We start from the raw sequence: 20,267 nt of genomic DNA, 5'->3' as shown, positions 1-20,267 counted from the left end.
TCTCTCACAATACTCTCAACCGCTCATGATATGATCTATCAGGATTTCAGATGAACAGCAGGGTCACCCTTCAGGACGTCGCAAAGAGAGCTGGTGTCGGTGTTGCAACGGTCGACAGGGTACTGAACGGCAGGGCACCCGTGAGGAAAACAACCGCCGATCGAGTTCTGCTTGCGGCCAGGGAGCTGGGTTATCACGGACAGGGGATCATGCAGAGGCGGGTCGAGCAGCTCGTGCCGCACAAGAAGCTGGGTTTCATTCTCCAGAAAAAGAGCAAGTGGTTTTATCAGGCCCTTGCCGATGGCGTGATGGGGGCAGTGCCGGCGCTCAAAAAAATCCGGGCGACTGCGGAAATTCGGTTTGTCGAAAGCCTGTCTCCCAACGATCTATCGCAGGCTTTGCTCGAAATGGCCGGTAAGGCAGATGCAATTGCCTTCGTGTCGATCGATCATCCCAAGGTGCACGCGGCCATCAAGGAGTGCGCGCACAAGGATGTTCCCGTGTTTTCGTTGCTAAGCCCTTTGAGCTCGCTGGAAGTCTCCGGTTATGTCGGCATTGATGGGCGCAAGGCAGGCAGAACTGCAGGATGGGCAATGGCCCGGTTTTCCAGGGAAAAGGGTGAAATCGGCATCTTGGTCGGGTCGCACAGGTATCTGGGGCACGAGGCCTTGGAGGCGGGATTCCGCAGCGCGTTGCGCGAATATGCGCCGGACGTACGACTGCGAGATTCCCTGGTCTATCTCGATGATTCAGCTGTCGCCTATGAAGCAGCATCGGAGCTTTTGAATTCCGCGCCGGATCTGAAGGGGCTGTATCATTGTGGGGGAGGGGTTAGCGGGGTCATCAAGGCCTTGCGGGAATCAGGCAGAGGCAAGGAGGTCTTTTACATCTGTCATGAGAAAAGCCCGCATGCCGATGAAGGATTGTTGGACGGCACTGTCGATCTTTTGATTGAAAATCCTGTTGAAACGCTTGTCACCAGGTCCCTGTCCCTCATGGAGCGTGTGCTAACCGGCAAGAGGTCTGGCTTTTCGAATGAAATTATCGAGTTCAGGTTGATAACGCCGGAAAATGTCTGAAGTGCCAGGACATGAAAATCAACCGAATGTCGTGCCTGCCATGTTCTCCCTGGTGACGATTTCGGTTTGAATGAGTTTGATGCGGTAGGGGCGGTTTTCCAGACGGGCGATCAATGCATCCACGGCGCGTCCAGCTGCCCGTTTCATGTTCTGGTGCAGAACCAGATCCATCGTTCCATCGATCAGATACCCCTGGGTCTTCGGCGTGAGGTTATGTCCGAAGAACGTGATTTCGTGCTCACGGCCACCTTCCTTGAGGGCTCTGGCAATACCTTCGTTGCCGCCGCCGACATTGTAGATGCCGATCAGATCCGGTTTGCTTTCGAGGATTTTCTTCACTTCGGTGTAGTTGCCGTCAATGTCGTCATGACCGCTATAGGTGGACACGACTTCAAGGTGAGGGAAGTCTCGCCTCAGGCAGGCTCTGAACCCCATTTCCCGGTCTTCGTGAACCCTGTAGATCTGCCCCCCTGACACAACGGCGACAGCACCCTTCTGTCGTTCGAACCGTCCCATCATGTAACCGGCGGTCTTGCCTGCGGCGCGATTGTCCATGCCGACAAACCCGGCAAGGGCCGGGGTTTCCAGGCCAGAAATGAGCGTCAGGCAGGGAATGTCCAGATGGGCAAGGTCTTCGACCGCCTGACGAACACGCGGGTCGTCGAGTGCCTGGAACGCAATGGCGTCAATGCCCTGGCCGGCACATGCCTGCAGTTTTCGGGCGAGAACCGCCGGTTCCATCTTCTTGGTGAAGACGCATTCGATCGTGGCATTGCCCTTCGCGCCAAACTCCTGAAAGCAGGCGGCAAGGTATTCCGTCGACGGGCCGGCTTCGCCTGGCAGGAACACCTTGAGCCTCCACGGGCGTGACCGGGTCTTGATCGGCTCTCCCGATTCTATCGCCGCCTTTGCCTGTTCCACCCGTTGTCGAGTCGCCGCACTGACATTGGGGCGATCGTTCAGGACACGATCGACCGTCGCGGTGCCCACGCCGGCCAGGCGGGCTATCTCGGTAATCTTGGCGCGGCGTTTGAGTTGATCCGGATTGGACACATCGCTACTCCATCAATTTCAATCAGAATGACATAATTCACGATGTTGAAAAGCATCAAAAAACATCAATTACGTCATATTGGTGTTTTTGACTTGCTTCCCAGACGAGCTGGGCAGAGAAAAAGGGCATCGAACAATCATCGTCTACATCGGGAGGAGAACAGATGATGAAGGGTTTTAAATACCTTGCTGGCGTTGCTGTAACTGCGTTGATGGTGTCCGGAGCCGGCGCCGCCGACTTCACATTCAAATACGGAAACGAACAGCCGGAAAGCGCCATTCGTTCGCAGTCCATGAAGTTCTTCGAAGAGGAGCTGGAGAAGCGTTCCGACGGCCGTATCGAAGTCGAAAACTTCTTTGGTGGCGTGCTCGGCAACGAGCGCGAAATGATGGATCAGGTCACCACCGGTATCCTTCAGGGCACGCGCGGCGGCTTCTTTGCTGATGCCAACCCTGCCTTCAATATCTACCAGCTGCCGTTCCTGGTTGCCAACTGGGACGAAATGCAGTGCCTGGTTGCCAGTGACTTCACCGATGGCATTGAAACGGGCGCGGAAGCAAACGGCTATCACGTTCCGGCAACCGGCATCAGCCAGGGGTTCCGGGCTTACACCAACAATGTTCGTCCGATCACGAAGGTTGAGGACCTGAGCGGCCTGAAGATCCGCGAACCACAGAGCGACCTGATGATCGCAACCGGAACGGCCATCGGATCAAATCCGATCGCCATGCCATTCTCCGAAGCCTATCAGGCGTTCAAGCAGGGCGTGATCGACGGTCAGCATAATCCGCCACAGAACATCTGGGACTTCAAGATCCACGAAGTTCAGAAGTACATGACCCTGTCAAACCACATGACCGGTCCGGATCCGCTGATCGTCAACAAGTCCTGGTATGACAGCCTCCCGGACGACCTGAAACAGATCTTCGACGAAGTCGCGGTTGAGGCGATGAAGAAGTCCGACGACCTTTACCGGAACGCGGAAGGCAAGGTGATCGATGAACTGGGCAAGTTCATGGAGATCAACACGCTGACACCGGAAGCACTGGCCGGATTCCAGGAAGCGGTGAAGCCTGTCTATGATCAGATGATCGAAGCCGGACACTTCTCGGCCGCCGACGTCGAAGCAGCTCGTGCAGCCGCTGCATCCTGCAGCTAACCCTTGAGCACCTGGCCCGGCCGCCAATCGGTGGCCGGGTATTTTCTTGTTATTGGGGGGGAGCATGGATTTTCTCGCCGCGCTGGACCGGCAACTCACGCGCATTCTTGAATGGATACTCATCGCGCTGTTTGCGGTCTTTCTGGTTCTGGTCTGCTTGCTGGTCGTCCTGAGATACGGTTTCGCCTCGTCGATCTATGGCGGCAACGAATTCATCACCATTGCCTTTCTGTTCACCAGCGCGATCGGAGGAGCGGTCTGCATCACCAAGCGTGAGCATATCGCCATCACCTTCTTTATCGACATGCTGCCCTACCAGGCGAAGAAATGGACCTACATACTCGGCCTTGCCCTCGTCGGAGTCATCAATGGCGCCATGGTGTATTACTCGATCGGCTGGATCTCACTGGCCGGCCACAATCCCTGGCAACCTTTCGGCTGGCCGCAGGGACTGGTGCATGCCTCGGTACCGATTGGCTGTGGCCTGGCAGTGTTCTACTGCGTGGTGAAAATCATCCTGACTGCTGCGGGTCGGGAGAGCATCGAAATTCTCTGGATGCCGGAGGACTGACGCGATGCTGATCCTGCTTCTTAGCCTGTTTGTTCTGCTTTTCATCGGGGTTCCGATTGCCTATGCGCTGGGTCTGTCGGCGCTGGCCTATTTCATCGTCGAGCAACCGATGCTGATCGGTGTGTTGCCGCAGAGGTTTTTTGCCGGCATCAACAGCTATGCCCTGATTTCACTGCCGCTGTTCATCCTGATGGGGTTCGTGATGAACTCCGGCGGTATCACCGGCCGTCTGCTGGATGTTTCGAATTTCTTTGTCGGGCGCCTGAAAGGTGGTCTCGGCCTCGTGAACGTGGTCGCCTCCATGGTTTTCGGCGGGATTTCAGGCTCTGCGGCGTCGGATACGGCCTCCATCGGATCCGTCCTGATCCCGGAGATGAAAAAGCGCGGCTATCCGGCGCATTTCGCCGCCGGCATCACCGTGGCGTCCTCGACCATGGGCATGATCATTCCGCCGTCCGTTGCCATGGTGATCTATGCCATCGCGGCGCAGGAATCGGTCGGTCAGCTGTTTTTGGGCGGCGTCATCCCTGGTTTGATGGTGGGTATATTCCAGCTCGGGATCGTCTGGTATCTGTCCAAGAAGAACGATTATCCGACTGAAGTGGTGCCTTTCACCCTTGCAGAAGCCTGGCGGCAGATCCGTCGCTCGGCTGTGGTCGCAATCATGCCGCTGCTCATCGTCGGCTCCGTCGTCTTCGGTGTCGCGACACCGACCGAAACGGCCGGCATGGCCGTGGCTTACGGATTGCTGATCGGCATGCTGATTGTCGGTCTCGGGTCCATCAAGCAGTTGCCTGATGCCATGCGGGCCGCGATCCTGACCAGCGCGAAGATCATGATGATCATCGCCTTCTCCCAGCTTTATATCTGGGTGCTGGCGCTGGAACGCATACCGGATGCCCTTGCTGCATACGTGATCAGTCTGGACCTCGGTCCGATTGCCCTGATGCTGGTGATCACGGTGGTGATCCTGATTGCTGGAACTTTCATCGATGTCAGCCCGGCCATCCTTCTGTTGACGCCGGTGCTGCTACCGGCGGCACAATCTGTCGGTATCTCCGGCGTTCACTTCGGGGTGGTCATGGTGTCGGGTCTGGCGGTCGGGGCGTGTACGCCGCCCGTCGGGAACTGTCTGAACGTGTGTGCGGCGATCGCACGAATGGGGATCGGCCAGATCTTTCTTGGAGCAGCCCCGTTCCTGATGGCGAACGTCCTCGTGCTGATCCTGATGTGCATTTTTCCTCAGTTGGTCCTCTGGATTCCGAGCCTGTTCTACTGAGGAGAGTTTTGGGCAGCGGGGTGTCTTCTGGACCTGCCCGGCGCCTGAGGCGCCCGAAACCCCCGCAAGAGCCGACACCCGATGAAGGGTGCCAGACAAGAACCTCCGGCGCGCCGGATGAAATAGGAAGTGGAAATGTTACGCGCAGGTGTCATTGGATTGGGGGATATGGGCAGCGGGCTTGCCAAGAACCTGATCAAAAACGGCTTTGAAACATCCGGATTTGACCTCAGCGAACAGCGGTTGAACGCGTTCCGCGAGATGGGAGGCAAAGCCGCAGGCAGTGTTGTCGAAGTCGCCCGGAACGCGGACGTCGTTTACGTCATGGTCATGAATGGCGGGCAGGCCAAGCAGGTGATCCTTGGCGAAGACGGACTTGTCGCCAACATGGCCAAGGGCGGCATCGTCGTGCTGACCGCAACGATCAAACCATCCGAAGCACGTGAAATCGGAGCGGGAATGGCTGGCTCCGGCATCGAACTGGTCGACAGCCCGGTGTCAGGCGGTTTCCCCGGGGCACAGGGTGGTACGCTGACGATGATGGCAGCTGCAACACCGTCTGTTCTGGAAACGGCCCGCCCTGTCATGGAAGCCGTTTCCCAGACTATTCATGTGGTTGGCGACAAGGCCGGGGACGGTCAGACCGTCAAATCCTGTCTTCAGTCTCTCATCGGTTCGATCTTCTCGGCAACCTTCGAAGCAGCAGCTCTTGCGGCCAAGGCCGGAGTTCCGGGCGAAGTCATCTACAACGTCTTTTCGACGTCCGGTGCCGGATGTGGGGTTTCAAAGACCGCGCTCGAAAACATTATCGACAGGAAGTTTGAAGGTACCGGCAGCCATATCGCGACGATGCACAAGGATCTGACCATTGCGCTCGATCTGGCCGAGCAGCTGGAGGTGCCGATGCAGACCGCCTCAACCGCCATGCAGATTTTCCATGCTGGCAAATCCAAATATCCGAATGGCGACAACTGGGTCTGTACCCGGGTGATTGAAGAAATCATCGGCGCTGAACTGCATCGCTGAGGCTGGAGAGAAATATGAAACTGGGTGTCATTTGCGACGGCATCAGCCGGGACCTGAAACACACGCTGAACGTTATGGACGAGTTCGGGCTCGAATATGCCGAACTGCAATTCGTCGGCGAAAAGGAAGTTGGCGACCATACAAAAGACGAGATTGCCGAGATCAAGGCACTGCTTGAAGGCCATGGGAAGCCGGTCAGCTGTCTTTCCCGGCACGTTTTCGCCGGTATGACCACGGCCAACAAGCCGGGCGACGAGCTGCATACCAAGCACATGGACGCGTTGAAGCGCGTCATGGAAATGGCGCATATCGTCGGATCACCGCTGGTGCGGCTCATGACCAATAAGAAAGAGCAAATCCTCTGGGGCAAAGGCGGTGCCGAGAAGTGGAACGTTGCCAAGGGGGCGTGGGACGCGACGCTGCCGTTGATCGCGCCTGCCGTCGAACTGGCCAAAAAGGAAGGTCTGACGCTGGTGGTGGAGACCGGAAACGGCACCATGGTCAATTCCAGCTACACCGGCCGCAAGCTGATTGATGATCTGGATGCCAAGGGCACGCTGAAGGTTCTCTGGGACCCGGCAAACAACTGCTGGTGCCACGAGCTGGCTTATCCGGACGGCTATGAAGAGCTGCGCGGTGGCTATCTCGGTCATGTTCACATCAAGGATGTCAAAGTCGACACGCCGCGTGCGACGTTGGAAGTGCGCCGGATGGGTGAGGGCCAGCTTGCCGATCTTTTCCAGCCGATGGCTGATGCCATGCGCGCCGACAACTATGACGGCGTCATCTCATTCGAAAGCGTCTATCACCCGGGCAATGGCGACTTCGAAGCCGGTTTCCGTCAGTGCATTGAAAGCTTCAAGAATACCTTTGGGTAGGGCCTCCCAGCCTGCCTGAAGATGACTGCCGTCCGATGTCCACGCAACATCGGGCGGCTTTTTTGCGTCTTACTCTCAGGGAGGCAAGGAATTCCGACTTTTCAATGCAACATGCGCCGCGTGGAACCTGGGACTTCCACGCGACGCATGCGTTGCGGCTTGGTTTCGGAGTTGAACTCAGACCGTGCCGCCGAGGGAACCCTCCAGTTCGGCAAGCTCCTGGCCACCGGCCATCAGTTCCTGAAGCTCTTCGGCCTGGATTTCACCCCGAGCTGCGGTGCCGAGCGTCTTGCCGCGGTTCAGCACCGTAAACCGGTCACCAACCGCCATTGCGTGACGCACATTATGGGTAATGAAGACGACACCAATGCCTTTCTTGCGAACCTTATCGACGGTTGCCAGAACATTGGACGTCTGGCGTACCCCGAGGGCAGAAGTCGGCTCGTCGAGGATCAACACCTTAGCGCCGAAATAGACCGCGCGGGCGATCGCAACCGTCTGGCGCTCACCCCCGGAAAGCGTGCCGACAGCCTGGTCGGGCGAACGCAGGTGAATGCCCATCTTGGCCATTTCGCTCATGGTGACTTCGTTCGCCTCCGAAAAGTCGAAGAACTTGAAAGGGCCAACGCGCTTTCTCGGTTCCCGGCCCATCCAGAAATTCCGCGTCACCGACATGAGCGGGATCATGGCGAGGTCCTGGTAGACGGTCGCAATTCCAGCGGTCATGGCATCGCGCGGGCTGTCGAAGCTGACCTCCCGGCCCTCCACCAGGATCTTTCCCTTGGTCGGCTTGTGAACGCCGGACATGGTCTTGATGAAGGTGGATTTGCCAGCGCCGTTGTCGCCCAAAAGGCAGTGACATTCACCAGCGTTGACGGAGACTGAAACACCGTTGAGGGCGATGACCGGTCCAAAGTGTTTTTCGATGTCGACAAGTTCGATCAGAGCTTCAGACATGTCAGCGTTCTCCCGTGATCATGCGGCGGATGTAGGTGTTGAGGATCACGGCAAGCAGCAGGATCACGCCGAGGAATACGCGGAAGAGCGAGCTTTCGACCCCGGCAAAGAACAAGCCTTGTTGAACGACGCCGAAGATAAGGGCACCAAGCGCGGCTCCGATGACCGAACCGTAACCGCCGGTGAGCAGGGCGCCGCCGATGACCACGGAGATGATCGCTTCGAACTCCTTCAAAAGACCGCGGTCGGCCGCTGCTGAGCCGAATTCCATCACCTGACAAGTGGCAAAGACTGTTGCGCAGAAAGCGGAGAACATGAACATCAGGATCTTGACGTTGTTCACCGGTACGCCGACGTAGCGCGCGGCCTGTGCATCGCCGCCGGACGCGTAGACCCAGTTGCCGAAGCGGGTGCGTGTCAGGAGGATGTGACCAAAGACAATCAGAACGATGGCCCAGATCATCAGCATCGGAATACCTTCGACGACTGGCTGACCGGCTTTGGGGCCGGCGACGAACTTGCCGACAAGACCCAGATCTGCAAGCCAGACGAACAGGCCGGAAAAGACCTTGCCGCCGAAGAGCCATGCGATCGGATCACCCTCGGCGGCATCCCTGACACCACCAATGATCGTCTTGCGGGTGGTTGCAATGGCGATGAAGATCGTCAGGCCGCGCAGGATATAGAGAAAGGCCAGGGTTACGATGAAGGAGGGCAGGCCTGTCTTGATGACGAGATAACCGTTAAGCGCACCGATGCAGAGCGCCAGTGCGAATGCGACCAGGATGGAGAACCAGATCGGAAATCCCCATTGCACACTCATGAGTGCGATTATGATGCCGGAAAACCCGATCATGGACCCCACGGAAAGGTCGAATTCGCCTGCAATCATGAGCAGGCAGGCGCCAACGGCAATGATCGCGAACTGAGCGGAAACAGTGCCCCAGTTGATGATGCCTTCGGCTGCAAACATGCCGCTGTCGCGGGCAATGCCGAGAAAAAACATGAAGACGAGGATGGTGCCGCAGATCGCGCCCAGTTCCGGGCGGATCAACGCCTTACGAAGTGGTGACATTTCGCGGATGCGCTCGTCCTTGTCAGGCGCGGCCGCCGGTTGCGTCGTTTCAGCCATGGTTTCCTCCTGCGTGCCGAATGGCCGGCCGCGGCAATGCGGCCCGGCCGCAGAACAAGTTGTCTTGAGTTGTCATTCCGAGTGGCATGTCCGGCCCGCTCGTATTGCCGGTAAAGGGAGGGGCGGATGAACCGCCCCTCAAGTGGGTAGCCGTGGCTGCCACTTTTTGTCTTAGCGATACTCGCCGGCGAATTCTTCAACCTTGGCCAGTGCATCCTTCGTGATGAAGCCCGGGCCGGAGTTGATGTTGTTGCCCGGCAGAACGCCGAAGCGCTGGTAGTTGGCCAGAACGATGACCGGCAGGTAAGCCTGCAAGAAGGGCTGCTGGTCGATGCCCCACTGAATGGTGCCGTCCTTGATGCCCTTGACGATTTCGGTGCCCAGATCGAACGTACCGAAATAGATGTCGCCTGCTTTACCCATTTCCTGCAGAGCGCCTATGGTCGGGTCAGCGGAGGTCGGGCCGAGGGTCAGAACCGCTTCCGTGTCGGGATTTGCGGACAGGTAAGCCTTCACCTTGTTCTTGATTTCAGCCGGATCCTGACCGCTGTCCATCATGCTGTCGCCGAGTTCCACGCCCAGACCGTCAGCAAACCCGCGGCAGCGCTCGCCAACGACCGGGTTGGATACGACGTGGTTGACACAAAGGAACGAGCCGACGCCGTCGCGCTTTGCGCGCTGACCGGCCGCCAGACCTGCATCATACTCCGGCTGACCGACATACATCAGCGCACCGACTTCAGCAGCCTGCTCCGGCGTGCCGGAGTTGATGATGATGACAGGGATGCCTTTTGCAACGGCATTCTGGATCGGGCCGGACAGGACGTCCGGGTCTGCCAGCGTTGTGATGATGCCATCGGGATTGGACGCGGCCGTCTGCTCGATGATGCGCGCCATGTCGGCAATGTCACCGGTTGGCGGGTTGCGGTATTCCACCTCGGCGCCAACCTGTTCGCCTGCCAGGGCCAGGCCGTTCTTGATGGTGTTCCACCAGCTGTCGCTGTCCGGTGCGTGGCTGACGAGAACGAAACGCTCGCCATCTGCAGACGCCGGAGCATTCATGCCAGTGAAAGCGATGGCAGCGGCGGCCATCGCAAATAGAGTCTTCTTCATGTGTTCCTCCCTTGAAACAGGCACTTCGATACGGGGTTCTTCGGTGAGAAGCCCGTGCCTGTTCCAAGACAAACACAATCGTCGCAAAATTGCAACCGGTTGCAAAAAAATTGACGCCTTGGAGCAATCGTGTAGTTTCGACGATGAAAACGGATAGATGAATTGATTGGGTTGACGACTTGGCGGTTACATTGAAGGAAGTCGCAGAGCTGGCGGGTGTGTCGCGATCTGCCGTCTCGCGCACTTTCACGGACGGTGCCAGTGTTTCGGCGCGCACGCGGGAAAAAGTGGAGAAAGCCGCAAAGGCGCTGGGGTACAAGCCGTCGCTGATTGCGCGCAGTCTAGCGACAAACCGGACGAAACTGATCGGCCTTGTCGCGAACAACTTCCAAAATCCGGCTTTCCTCGATGTGTTCGATCTGTTTACCAGCGAGCTGCAGAAGCGTGGTTTCAGGCCGCTTCTGGTCAATTTGTCCGGAGACACTTCACCGAAAAAATTTGTCGAATTGCTCAAGCAATACAGCGTCGATGGTGTGATTGTTGCCACCTCAACACTTCCGACCAGTTTCGCCAATGCCTTTCAGACGGCAGGGATCCCGGTCATTCATACATTCGGCAAGTATCAGGCCAATGCCAATGTGCATGTGGTTGGAATCGACAACGAGTTCTGCGGCAGCATGGCGGCGCGCACGTTTTGTGAGCGCGGCTACAAAAAGGTAGCACTGCTGGGTGGTCCGGAGACGGCAACCTCTACCCAGGACCGTGCAGCCGGCTTCGTCGGCACGTCTGGGCAGTTGGGGCTCGAGGTCGCCAAGACTTGTTTTGCAGAGAATTATACCTATCAGTCCGGTCGCGTGGCGATGGGAGAAGTCATGGAGGATCGGTCCGTCGAGGCTGTCTTCTGCGGTGATGACCTGATTTGCATGGGCGCCATGGATGCCGCCCGGGCCGCCGGCAAGAATATCCCGGAAGATATAGGATTTCTGGGCTTCAACGACATTGCCATGGCCGGTTGGGATGCCTATGCGTTGACGACCATTCGCCAACCGATCCGCGATATCATCATGAGCTCGGTCGAACTCGTTGTCGGCATGGTGGAAAATCCGGCGAGGAGCCCGGAAATCCGGCTTTTTCCCTGTTCCGTTGTGGAGAGAGGGTCTTTGCGGCCAGTTTCCAGGTCCTGAGCATGCTGCGGGGTGTTGTCACCCCGCTTCAGCAATCACACGGTCACCCATGCACCGCCTGATTTCGCGGATTTTGCCGCAGCTTCGATCGCTTTCATCGACCAGAGACCGTCGACAGCCGTCGGGTAGTCCAATGCCAGTGGGCTCGGCGCGTTGCCGGCGTTCGATGCTTTCAGGACTTCAGACAGGTCATGGTAGATGTTGGCAAAGGCAACTGGCAGGCCCTCGGCGTGTCCGATTGCGATCCGGGATGCCCGCACAGCTTGCTCCGACAGGGTCGCGTCACCGCGTTCCAGAACCTGTGTCCTGCCGTTGAGCGGTGTCCAGTACAGCTGATCCGGATGCTGCTGCTGCCAGGAAAGGCCGCCTTTTTCACCAAAGACCTGAAGGGTCAGGCCATGCATACGTCCGACGGCAACCGCACTTGTCCAGAGCCTGCACAGGGCGCCACCGTCCATGCGGATGTTGATCATGGCATCGTCCTCAAGCTGCCTGTCGCCCACCAGGGACGCAAAATCGGCGGACAGCTTGGAAGGTGATTGTCCGGCAACAAAGCAGGCCATGTGAAAGGCGTGAATGCCGGCGTCTGCAAAGACAGCCGAAGTGCCGGCCTGTGCCGGGTCATAGCGCCAACGAACACGTGGATTGTCGGCTTCCTCGGCATCGGCATGAAACCCGTGTGCGAACTCAGCCTTGATCAGCCGGATATTGCCGAGGTCGCCATTCGTTACCATGGCCTTCATCTGGCGAACGAGGGGATAACCGCTATAGCCGTAGTTCACGGCGCAGATCTTGCCTGCTTCCTTGGCAATCGCAACAATGTGCTCGGCTTCATCAGCCGTCATGGTCAGCGGCTTTTCACAAAGCACGTGGAAACCGGCTTCCAGAAAGGCGCGGGAAATCTCGTAGTGCGTGGCGTTCGGCGTGGCGATTGTTACCAGGTCGAGCCGGTCCGGCCTGGACTTTTCACCATCCAGCATTTCCTGCCAGTTGCCATAGGCACGGTCTTCAGCGACACCCAGTTGCTTTGCGAAAGACTTCCCCCGTTCCGGGTCGATGTCGAGTGCGGCCGCGGTGAGGTGAAAATGTCCGTCCAGTCCGGCGCTGATGCGGTGAGCCGGACCGATCTGGGACCCTTCGCCGCCACCTATCATTCCCCAATTGAGTCTGGTCATGCTGCGTCCTCAAAGCCGATGGATTGCAGGTAGGTCCGGTTGCCTTTGGCATCGTCGAGCGGGGACTGTGCCATTTCCGGGTCGCAGTCCTGTTCCACGGTGCACCAGCCGTCGAAGCCAGCCTGCTCAAGGCGCGCCTTCACGGTCGGGAAGTCAACTGCACCCTTGCCCAGATTGCAGAAAATCCCGTCGCCGCAGGCCTCATAGAAATCCGTCCGATTGGCGACGACCTTCTTCCGGATTGCCGGATCAATGTCCTTGAAGTGCATATAGGAAATACGATCCATGTGCCGGTCCATAAAGGCGACCGGGTCGAAGCCTGCATAGATGCTGTGACCGGTATCCAGGCAAATTTTCAGGATGGATTCATCCACTTCCTCAAGCAGCTGTTCGACTTCGTACTCGAAATCCATGAAACCGCCCGCATGAGGGTGGATGGCGGTGGTGAGGCCGTATTCTTCGGTTCCCATCCTGGCTATGTCGCGGATCTTGTTGCGGTAGTCGGCCCACTCTGATGCCGACATTTTTTCCGCTTCATCCGGCCGCCCTGCCGTGGGTGCGCGGCGAGGAGAGATGGAATCGATGAGGACGAGATGGCGCGCGCCATGGGCTTTCAGCGCCTTGCAGGTCCGCACGGCGCCGTCTTTGACGTCATCCCATTTCTGCGGGTCATGGAACGGGCGGAATACAACGCCCCCGATCAGTTCCAGATTGCGTGCCGCAAGAGCATCGCCGAGCTCGGCCGGATCTTCTGGCATGAACCCGACGGGTCCAAGTTCAATGCCGCGATATCCTGCACCTCGACATTCGTCGAGAACGGTCTGCCACGCGGGATTGCGCGGATCATCCGCAAATTCGACACCCCACGAGCAGGGGGCGTTTCCTATTTTGATTGTCATCTGATCTGTCCAGATATGACGGTCCAGGGCCAAAGGTTTCCTAGACTTCGTCGAGGTTGATCCAGCTTTTGGATTCGTTCGATTGCCAGGACGCTTCAATGACCTGGTTCACGTAAAGGCCGTCCTCAAAGGTTGGCCAGACATTGGTGCCGGTTTCGATTGCCTTCAGGAAATCGCGGGCTTCTGTCGTTATCTGCTCCTGGTAGCCGGTGCCATGCCCTGGTCCCAGGCAGAAATTGATGTAATCCGGATGATGAGGGCTGGTCAGGATTTTCTTGAACCCCTCGCGTGCGGGATGCTGGTCGCCTTCAAAGAGCCAGAGTGCGTTCTGGTCTTCCTGGTCGAAGCGGATCGACCCCTTCGTGCCGTAGATCTCGTAAGCATAGCCCATCTTGCGGCCGAAAGCCGTGCGGCTGATATAGAGAGAGCCAATCGCGCCGGATGTGAAACGGCACATGAGCTGCGCCTGATCGTCGTTGGTCACCGGCACCATGCCATTGTCAGACGGGCGTTCCTTCACAACGGTGTCGATTTCCGCAAGCACCCGTTCCATCGGGCCAGCGAGAGCCTGAGAGGCGTTGATGATGTGCGGGGCCAGGTCACCCATATTGCCGTTTGATTTGCCTTGCGCCCGCCAGGTGCCAGGGATGTTGGGATCCGCGAAAAAGTCCTCGGTGTGCTCCCCGCGCAGATAGGTGACGTCGCCAATCTCGCCGGATTGAATGATTTCTCGGGCAAGCTGGGAGGCCGGCGTGCGAATATAGTTGAACCCGACCATGTTGACGCAATTCGAGATCCTGGCGGCGGCCACCATGGCGCGGCTGTCCGCAATATTCCGGCCGAGAGGCTTTTCGCAAAAGACGGGTTTTCCGAGTTCGAATGCTGCGGTCGCGATTTCCAGATGGGTGTGTTGCGGTGATGCGATGACCACCGCTTCGACTTTCGGATCGGTGACAAGTTCCCGCCAGTCGGCGGTCGAACGGGCAAAACCAAGTTCCGCTGCCTTCCGTGCTGCACCTTCTTCCGTCGTTGTGCAGATCATTTCCAGCACCGGGCGCAAGTTCGTGTCGAAAACGGCTCCGACCGAATGCATTGCCACGGCATGAACCTTGCCCATGTAGCCGCCACCGACGATGCCTATGCCAAGCTTACGCTTTTTCATCTGTTTCTTGATCCGTTTTTGCAACCGCTTGCAAAATAGCTAAACACCCATTAGCTTTCACAGTCAAGGGCCCCCGGGAGGGGCTGCACCCATAATTTGCTTTCCTGGAGGATTTGAGGCTCATGGCCGAGAAGACAGTTCGCCTGACCATGGCTCAGGCTCTTGTCCGATACCTTGCTGCGCAATTCGTCGAGATCGACGGTCAGACGGTCCGGCTATGCGCAGGCGGATTCGGTATTTTCGGTCATGGCAACGTGACCTGCCTCGGAGAGGCGCTCTACAACCACAAGGAAGAGTTGCCGCTGTGGCGCGGGCAGAACGAGCAATCCATGGCCATGGCTGCCGTGGGCTATGCCAAGCAGCAGCTGCGCCGCCGGTTCATGTTCGCGACGTCCTCCGCCGGACCCGGCACGACGAACATGCTGACATCCGCCGGTATCGCGCACACCAATCGTCTTCCCCTGCTAATGTTGTGCGGCGATGCTTTTGTCACCCGTCTGCCGGACCCGGTCCTGCAACAGGTCGAACATCCGGGCAATCCGAGCCTGTCAGTCAATGATGCTTTCAAGAGCGTCACCCGTTATTGGGATCGGATCACCCATCCGGCGCAACTGCTTCAATCGCTCCCGGCAGCGGTCAATACGCTGACCGACCCGGCGGATTGCGGTCCGGTCTTCCTGGGTCTGCCGCAGGATGTCCAGGGTTGGGCATATGATTATCCGATTAAATTCTTTGAGGCGAAAATCCACTACCTGCGTCGGCAGGCTCCGGATGCGAGGGAACTGGCGGCGGCGGCCGAGAGCCTCAAGACCGCAGAACGGCCGGTGATTATCGCAGGTGGCGGCGTTCAGTATTCGCTGGCGACGCAGGAGTTGCAGGAATTTGCGTATCGTCACCAGATCCCGGTTGTCGAAACCATTGCCGGTCGTGCGAACCTTGTCTACTCCGATGACCTTAACTGTGGCCCGCTCGGTGTCACCGGCTCGAATTCCGCCAACAGTCTTGCCAAGGATGCCGATGTGATCCTTGCCGTCGGCACGCGCCTGCAGGATTTCACCACCGGTTCCTGGACGGCCTTTGGGCAAGATGCCGAGATCGTTTCGATCAATGTCGGTCGAACCGATGCCGGCAAACACATGTCACAGCCGGTCGTCGGCGACGCAAAGCTGACATTGCCTTTGCTTTCAGAAGCCTTGGGCTCCTATCGGGCGCCGTCCGGCTGGGTTGAAAAGGCTGGGAGCGAACGAACCACGTGGGATGCTTATCTGAACGACAACATGTCACCGACCACCAGGGACGGCAGCAATCGTCCGATGTCCTATGCGCAGGTGATTGGTGCGATCAACGAGGTCTGCCACGAGAACGACCGTGTTGTCGCCGCTGCCGGAGGATTGCCGGCCGAAGTGACCGCCAATTGGCGGACGAAATCGATCGGCAGTGTCGATGTCGAATTCGGCTTTTCCTGCATGGGCTATGAAATTGCGGGCGGCTGGGGCGCACGGCTCGGACATCAGGAAAAGAACCCTGATCAGGACACGATCGTCTTTGTCGGTGACGGGTCCTACCTGCTGATGAATTCCGATATCTATTCATCGGTGCTTGCCGGTTCGAAGATGATCATCGTTGTTTGCGACAATGGCGGCTTTGCCGTCATCAACAAGCTGCAGAACAACTCAGGCAACGAGTCATTCAACAACCTGATTTCCGACTGCAAGCTGGCAGTTGAACCTTTTGCCGTCGATTTCGAAGCACACGCGCGCAGCATGGGAGCAAACGGCGAAACCGTTCATTCCATTGCCGAGCTAAAGGAAGCCTTCGGCAGAGCAAAGCAGTCCGACCGCACTTATGTGATTTCCCTGCAGGTTGATGCCTTCGAAGGCTGGACCCAGGAAGGTCACACCTGGTGGGAAGTCGGTACGCCAGAAGTCTCCAGCAGCGAGCGCGTCCGCAAGGCGCATGAAGACTGGGAAGCAGGCCGCTCCGCGCAGAGGAAAGGCGTCTGAGAATGTCGGCACTTCTTTTACCGCAGTCGAAGTTCCTTGTTCTCGGCCGTGCCGGTATGGACCTTTATGCGGATCCTCCCGGCACCCAAGTCGAGGTTGCAACGAAGTTCTCGACAGCGCTTGGCGGATCATCGGGCAACATTGCTGCGGGTCTCGCCCGTCACGATCTCGCGACTAGTCTGCTGTCCTGCGTTTCCGATGATGCCGTCGGCCGGTTCGTTCTGAACGAGCTTGAAAAATACGGTATCGATGCGTCCCACGTGCGCGTGCTGCCGGGAGAAACACGGACTTCCCTGGCCGTTACTGAAACGCGCATCGAAAACACGCAGAACACGCTTTACCGCAACAACGCTTCCGATCTTATGCTGACCGAGGACCTGATCGCGGAAGTGGCGTTCGAGGATTTCGACGCGTTGATCGTCACAGGCACTGCGCTCGCGTCCAATCCGTCCCGCACGGCAACGCTTCGAGCTTTGGAGCATGCCCGCAACGCCGATGCGCTTGTCGTCATCGATCTTGACTACCGTCCTTATTCATGGCCAGGCGCCCATGAAGCTTCGGAAACCTATCGGGCCGCGATTGAGGCATCGGATATTGTTGTCGGCAATGACGATGAGTTCGCGGTCGTGGCCAATGGAACGCACGAGGATGGTCGCAAATTGGCGATGGAACTTGGTCGGGACGAAATGACAATCGTTTACAAGATGGGCGAAAGGGGATCGATCGTCTTTTCGAAGGATGAAACGTTCGAAACCGGAATCTTTCCGGTAACCGCCGTCAAGCCGATGGGTGCGGGTGACGCTTTCATGGCTTCCCTCATGGCTTCGATGGCGACCGGTCATTCCTTGAGAGATGCGGTTTTGCGCGGTTCGGCCGCCGCGGCAATGGTCGTGTCCCGGTTCGGCTGCGCTCCGGCAATGCCGACTTCCGCTGAACTCGACACATTCGTATCTCAAAACTCCGCCCCACAGACCTGAGGAGGCTGTCATGCATTTCCCCCCCTATGACAACAAGAACGAGCCCATCATCAATGTCGAGGACAGCCGGGTTCCGCTGAACTACTTCAACATCGTCAAGTTGACCCGCGGCCAGGCGTTCGAATACGCCGTTCCGGGGTATGAAACGGCGGTGGTTCCAGCAACCGGCAGTGTCGACGTCATCGTGGAAGGCGAAGCCTACCCAGCTGTCGGACTGCGCGGTGTCGACGTATGGGACGGTGAACCGGAGGGCGTATATGTGCCATCTGGCGCGAAGGCGCAGCTTGTTTGCGTCAGTGACGAAGCGGAGGTCTTCATTGCCGGTGCCAAATACGACAAGGTTCTGGAACCGTTCGACGTGCGTGCAAAGGATATCGATCTCGTTCAATACGGGTCGGACGACACCAAGACCCACCGCAAGATCAAACATATTCTCGGCACCAAGTACCATGACAGGGTTGGTCGGTTGCTTGTCTCCGAGCTGTTCACAGTCGGGCAGGGCGGTTGGTCGGGTTTTCCGCCGCACAAACATGATACGGACCGGCTACCGGAAGAATCCCGTCACGACGAGACCTACAATTTCCGTTTCCGGCCGAACAAGGGGTTCGGAATGCAGCTCGTCCAGCGCGAAGACGGCAAGGTTGGCGATGCCTATCACATTGTCGATGGATCCACGATCGTTCTGGACAAGGGGTACCATCCGTGCGTGGTCGCTCCGGGTTATGAAATGTATTACTTCACGATCCTCGGCGGTCTGTCGCAGCGCTCTCTTGTTCAGTACTTCCAACCGGATCACGCCTGGCAGATCGAGACCATTCCAGGCATCAAAGACATGATCGCCAAGTTCAAATGACCGCAGTCACTCTGAATGAGGTCCTGGAACCCGCCATGACGGACAGCTATGCGCTGGCCGGTCTGGTGGTTCTCGGCTGGGAAGATGCCGTTGCCTTTGTCGAGGCTGCCGAGAATACCAGATGCCCGGTTATTCTGCAGGCAGGACCAGGGTGCCGGGCGCATACTCCGATCCCTGTTATCGGCAAGATGTTGCGCTACCTGGCCGATCAGGCAAGCGTTCCTGTCGTTTGTCATCTTGATCATGGCTATACGCTGGAAGATTGCCTGGCGGGGATCGACCACGGCTTCACTTCGGTGATGTTCGATGGTTCCAGGCTGCCGATTTCGGAGAATATCGAACTGACGGCACGTCTTGCCGAAAAGGCACATGCAGCTAGTGTTTCGGTGGAAGGCGAGGTTGGTTTTGTCGGCTATGCCGAAGGCGCCGGTTCCGCGTTTACAGATCCTGCCGAGGCCCACCGGTTCGATCGTGAAAGCGGGGCGGATGCGATTGCAGTTTCCGTCGGCAATGTGCACCTTCAGACCGAAAAGACCGACGGCATCGATTTTGAAGCGCTGAAAGCCGTCGAAGCGGTCACGAGCAAGCCTCTGGTTCTGCATGGCGGCAGCGGTATTCCGACAGAAGTTCGCCAGCGGCTTGCGAGGGAAAGCCGGGTCTGCAAGTTCAATCTGGGAACAGAACTGAGGCAGACTTTCGGAAGCGCGCTCCGCGAAACACTGGATGAGAAACCGCAATTGTTCGATCGCATCGAAATACTGAAGTCGGTCATACCGGCCATGCGGGCTTCGACGGAGACGATCCTGCAAACAATCACGAAGACCTGAGAGTGCCAGTCGGCCGCCGGAGATCAGACGCGGCGGCTGACCTGCTTTCGGATCCATGACACGAACTCAGCCGCAGGCGGGCTCAACTCGCCTGGCGGCGTGGCAATGTAGTAGTTGTGTCCGGAACCATCCTCGACGGTTCCCAGCTCGACAAGTGCACCCGAGGCCAGCTCGACCTCTATCAGGTAGGTCGGCAGGATTGCCGCGCCCATGCCACCGGCTGCAGCGGCTATGATCAGGGAAAACTGGTCGAAGTAACTTCCCTTTTGAACATGCGTCGTCGTTTCCGGGACGGTTTTCTGAAACGCTTTCCAAAGATGCGGACGGGACGTCATGTGAAGCAGAGGCAGGTTCAGGATATCGGCATTTTCAGATATCGGGTTCGCCTTGATCAGGGCAGGCGCCGCGACCACTACGAGATCTTCCGGGCAAAGCGGCGTCAGCTTGGCGCCGGGCCAGTCGTTGGTGCCGAAGTGAATGGCAACATCGGTGCCCTGCTCCACCAGATCGAACGGCTCGGACCGGCTGTAGACCATGAGATCCAGATTGGGACGTCTTGCCTTGAAATTCTTGAGCCGCGGTACCAGCCAGCGGGTGGCAAATGTCGGCAGGGCGGCAATGGACAAAAGCTCCTGGGTTTCACCTGCCGCAACAGCCTGCGAGATCGTCCGGCGCAATCTGGTCAGGTCCGAAAACAGGCTATCGGAGAGTGACTTTCCGGCATGAGTCAGCCGAATTCCGCGGCCTTCACGGCGAAACAGAGCTGCTCCGATCTGGTCTTCCAGTTCCTTGACCTGGCGGCTGACGCCGCTCTGTGTCAGGCCCAGCTCCTCGGCAGCGGCAGTGAAACTCTGGTATCTGGCGGCTGCTTCGAAGCAGCGAAGCACGGAAATGCTTGGGATCGGAATATCGCGTTTCATTGGAGTCTCGGCTTATTCA

Annotated in this window: 19 protein-coding genes; 11 read left to right on the top strand and 8 right to left on the bottom strand. The window is 57.9% G+C overall.

Translation table 11 applies throughout. The annotated features are described in order from the left end of the window. Positions 1-50: 50 nt before the first annotated feature. A complete protein-coding gene (locus tag ABLQ08_RS10115; RefSeq protein ID WP_352941381.1) occupies positions 51-1,079 on the top strand; it encodes a LacI family DNA-binding transcriptional regulator in 1,029 nt (342 codons plus the stop codon). An 18-nt stretch (positions 1,080-1,097) separates the two neighbouring features. On the opposite strand, the gene ABLQ08_RS10110 is transcribed toward ABLQ08_RS10115, so the two are convergent. Beyond that, on the bottom strand, positions 1,098-2,132 hold the full coding sequence (locus ABLQ08_RS10110) for a LacI family DNA-binding transcriptional regulator (RefSeq protein ID WP_352941378.1): 1,035 nt from the start codon (positions 2,130-2,132) through the stop codon (positions 1,098-1,100). A gap of 164 nt (positions 2,133-2,296) precedes the next feature. On the opposite strand from ABLQ08_RS10110, the gene ABLQ08_RS10105 reads away from it, so the two are divergent. The 5 genes from ABLQ08_RS10105 to ABLQ08_RS10085 all read left to right on the top strand — a co-directional run bounded on the left by ABLQ08_RS10105 (position 2,297) and on the right by ABLQ08_RS10085 (position 7,046). Further along, positions 2,297-3,292: a TRAP transporter substrate-binding protein gene (locus ABLQ08_RS10105; RefSeq protein WP_352941376.1), complete on the top strand. Its 996-nt coding sequence runs from the start codon at positions 2,297-2,299 to the stop codon at positions 3,290-3,292. Positions 3,293-3,356: 64 nt separating this feature from the next. Then, a complete protein-coding gene (locus ABLQ08_RS10100; protein WP_352941373.1) occupies positions 3,357-3,863 on the top strand; it encodes a TRAP transporter small permease in 507 nt (168 codons plus the stop codon). 4 nt (positions 3,864-3,867) lie between these two features. Further along, positions 3,868-5,142 (top strand): TRAP transporter large permease, encoded by a 1,275-nt coding sequence (locus tag ABLQ08_RS10095; protein ID WP_352941370.1) that lies wholly within the window; start codon positions 3,868-3,870, stop codon positions 5,140-5,142. A gap of 135 nt (positions 5,143-5,277) precedes the next feature. Next, positions 5,278-6,168: an NAD(P)-dependent oxidoreductase gene (locus tag ABLQ08_RS10090; protein ID WP_352941368.1), complete on the top strand. Its 891-nt coding sequence runs from the start codon at positions 5,278-5,280 to the stop codon at positions 6,166-6,168. Between the two features lie 14 nt (positions 6,169-6,182). Continuing rightward, on the top strand, positions 6,183-7,046 hold the full coding sequence (locus ABLQ08_RS10085) for a sugar phosphate isomerase/epimerase family protein (RefSeq protein ID WP_352941366.1): 864 nt from the start codon (positions 6,183-6,185) through the stop codon (positions 7,044-7,046). Positions 7,047-7,223: 177 nt separating this feature from the next. Here the strand turns inward: ABLQ08_RS10085 and ABLQ08_RS10080 are convergent, their stop codons facing one another. From ABLQ08_RS10080 to ABLQ08_RS10070, 3 genes are all read right to left on the bottom strand, one after another. Further along, positions 7,224-8,003, bottom strand: coding sequence for an ATP-binding cassette domain-containing protein (locus tag ABLQ08_RS10080; RefSeq protein ID WP_352941364.1), 780 nt, complete (start codon positions 8,001-8,003; stop codon positions 7,224-7,226). Between the two features lies 1 nt (position 8,004). Continuing rightward, positions 8,005-9,135 (bottom strand): ABC transporter permease, encoded by a 1,131-nt coding sequence (locus ABLQ08_RS10075; protein WP_352941361.1) that lies wholly within the window; start codon positions 9,133-9,135, stop codon positions 8,005-8,007. A gap of 171 nt (positions 9,136-9,306) precedes the next feature. Further along, a complete protein-coding gene (locus ABLQ08_RS10070) occupies positions 9,307-10,248 on the bottom strand; it encodes a sugar ABC transporter substrate-binding protein (protein ID WP_352941360.1) in 942 nt (313 codons plus the stop codon). A 179-nt stretch (positions 10,249-10,427) separates the two neighbouring features. On the opposite strand from ABLQ08_RS10070, the gene ABLQ08_RS10065 reads away from it, so the two are divergent. Further along, positions 10,428-11,432 carry a LacI family DNA-binding transcriptional regulator gene (locus ABLQ08_RS10065; protein ID WP_352941359.1) on the top strand — a complete coding sequence of 335 codons (1,005 nt, stop codon included), beginning with the start codon at positions 10,428-10,430 and terminating at the stop codon, positions 11,430-11,432. Between the two features lie 35 nt (positions 11,433-11,467). Here ABLQ08_RS10065 and ABLQ08_RS10060 read toward each other — a convergent pair whose 3' ends face one another. The 3 genes from ABLQ08_RS10060 to ABLQ08_RS10050 are packed head-to-tail and all read right to left on the bottom strand — an operon-like array spanning position 11,468 to position 14,668. After that, positions 11,468-12,607: a Gfo/Idh/MocA family protein gene (locus ABLQ08_RS10060; RefSeq protein ID WP_352941357.1), complete on the bottom strand. Its 1,140-nt coding sequence runs from the start codon at positions 12,605-12,607 to the stop codon at positions 11,468-11,470. Further along, entirely contained in the window at positions 12,604-13,506 is a 903-nt protein-coding gene (locus ABLQ08_RS10055; RefSeq protein WP_352941354.1) for a TIM barrel protein, read from the bottom strand. Before ABLQ08_RS10055 ends, ABLQ08_RS10060 begins: the two co-directional genes overlap by 4 nt. Before the next feature lie 40 nt (positions 13,507-13,546). Beyond that, positions 13,547-14,668, bottom strand: coding sequence for a Gfo/Idh/MocA family protein (locus tag ABLQ08_RS10050; RefSeq protein ID WP_352941351.1), 1,122 nt, complete (start codon positions 14,666-14,668; stop codon positions 13,547-13,549). Between the two features lie 122 nt (positions 14,669-14,790). Between ABLQ08_RS10050 and iolD the strand changes: the two genes are divergently transcribed. Genes iolD through ABLQ08_RS10030 form a run of 4 tightly spaced genes read left to right on the top strand, consistent with a single transcriptional unit; the run spans position 14,791 to position 19,328 of the window. Next, positions 14,791-16,671: a 3D-(3,5/4)-trihydroxycyclohexane-1,2-dione acylhydrolase (decyclizing) gene (gene iolD, locus ABLQ08_RS10045; RefSeq protein WP_352941349.1), complete on the top strand. Its 1,881-nt coding sequence runs from the start codon at positions 14,791-14,793 to the stop codon at positions 16,669-16,671. 2 nt (positions 16,672-16,673) lie between these two features. Continuing rightward, entirely contained in the window at positions 16,674-17,648 is a 975-nt protein-coding gene (gene iolC, locus ABLQ08_RS10040; protein ID WP_352941346.1) for a 5-dehydro-2-deoxygluconokinase, read from the top strand. A 10-nt stretch (positions 17,649-17,658) separates the two neighbouring features. Next, entirely contained in the window at positions 17,659-18,501 is an 843-nt protein-coding gene (locus ABLQ08_RS10035) for a 5-deoxy-glucuronate isomerase (RefSeq protein ID WP_352941343.1), read from the top strand. Beyond that, positions 18,498-19,328: a class II fructose-bisphosphate aldolase gene (locus ABLQ08_RS10030; protein WP_352941341.1), complete on the top strand. Its 831-nt coding sequence runs from the start codon at positions 18,498-18,500 to the stop codon at positions 19,326-19,328. The genes ABLQ08_RS10035 and ABLQ08_RS10030 overlap by 4 nt, the downstream gene beginning before the upstream one ends. 23 nt (positions 19,329-19,351) lie before the next feature. Here ABLQ08_RS10030 and ABLQ08_RS10025 read toward each other — a convergent pair whose 3' ends face one another. Then, the gene (locus tag ABLQ08_RS10025; protein WP_352941338.1) at positions 19,352-20,248 is read right to left on the bottom strand and encodes a LysR substrate-binding domain-containing protein; all 897 of its coding nucleotides are present in this window, start codon (positions 20,246-20,248) and stop codon (positions 19,352-19,354) included. Positions 20,249-20,267: the final 19 nt, after the last annotated feature.

Origin of the sequence: Roseibium sp. SCP14 (genome assembly GCF_040329475.1) — a bacterium.
Lineage (GTDB): Bacteria > Pseudomonadota > Alphaproteobacteria > Rhizobiales > Stappiaceae > Roseibium.
Note: the sequence above shows the minus strand (reverse complement) of the source record. Positions and strands in the feature narration are given on the sequence as shown.

Coding starts and splice junctions, on each gene's coding strand:
- ABLQ08_RS10075 (WP_352941361.1), bottom strand. CDS start 9,135: ATGGCTGAAACGACGCAACCGGCGGCCGCGCCTGACAAGGACGAGCGC.
- ABLQ08_RS10100 (WP_352941373.1), top strand. CDS start 3,357: ATGGATTTTCTCGCCGCGCTGGACCGGCAACTCACGCGCATTCTTGAA.
- iolD (WP_352941349.1), top strand. CDS start 14,791: ATGGCCGAGAAGACAGTTCGCCTGACCATGGCTCAGGCTCTTGTCCGA.
- ABLQ08_RS10115 (WP_352941381.1), top strand. CDS start 51: ATGAACAGCAGGGTCACCCTTCAGGACGTCGCAAAGAGAGCTGGTGTC.
- ABLQ08_RS10080 (WP_352941364.1), bottom strand. CDS start 8,003: ATGTCTGAAGCTCTGATCGAACTTGTCGACATCGAAAAACACTTTGGA.
- ABLQ08_RS10035 (WP_352941343.1), top strand. CDS start 17,659: ATGCATTTCCCCCCCTATGACAACAAGAACGAGCCCATCATCAATGTC.
- ABLQ08_RS10105 (WP_352941376.1), top strand. CDS start 2,297: ATGATGAAGGGTTTTAAATACCTTGCTGGCGTTGCTGTAACTGCGTTG.
- ABLQ08_RS10030 (WP_352941341.1), top strand. CDS start 18,498: ATGACCGCAGTCACTCTGAATGAGGTCCTGGAACCCGCCATGACGGAC.
- ABLQ08_RS10090 (WP_352941368.1), top strand. CDS start 5,278: ATGTTACGCGCAGGTGTCATTGGATTGGGGGATATGGGCAGCGGGCTT.
- ABLQ08_RS10055 (WP_352941354.1), bottom strand. CDS start 13,506: ATGACAATCAAAATAGGAAACGCCCCCTGCTCGTGGGGTGTCGAATTT.
- ABLQ08_RS10060 (WP_352941357.1), bottom strand. CDS start 12,607: ATGACCAGACTCAATTGGGGAATGATAGGTGGCGGCGAAGGGTCCCAG.
- ABLQ08_RS10085 (WP_352941366.1), top strand. CDS start 6,183: ATGAAACTGGGTGTCATTTGCGACGGCATCAGCCGGGACCTGAAACAC.
- ABLQ08_RS10070 (WP_352941360.1), bottom strand. CDS start 10,248: ATGAAGAAGACTCTATTTGCGATGGCCGCCGCTGCCATCGCTTTCACT.
- ABLQ08_RS10025 (WP_352941338.1), bottom strand. CDS start 20,248: ATGAAACGCGATATTCCGATCCCAAGCATTTCCGTGCTTCGCTGCTTC.
- ABLQ08_RS10050 (WP_352941351.1), bottom strand. CDS start 14,668: ATGAAAAAGCGTAAGCTTGGCATAGGCATCGTCGGTGGCGGCTACATG.
- iolC (WP_352941346.1), top strand. CDS start 16,674: ATGTCGGCACTTCTTTTACCGCAGTCGAAGTTCCTTGTTCTCGGCCGT.
- ABLQ08_RS10095 (WP_352941370.1), top strand. CDS start 3,868: ATGCTGATCCTGCTTCTTAGCCTGTTTGTTCTGCTTTTCATCGGGGTT.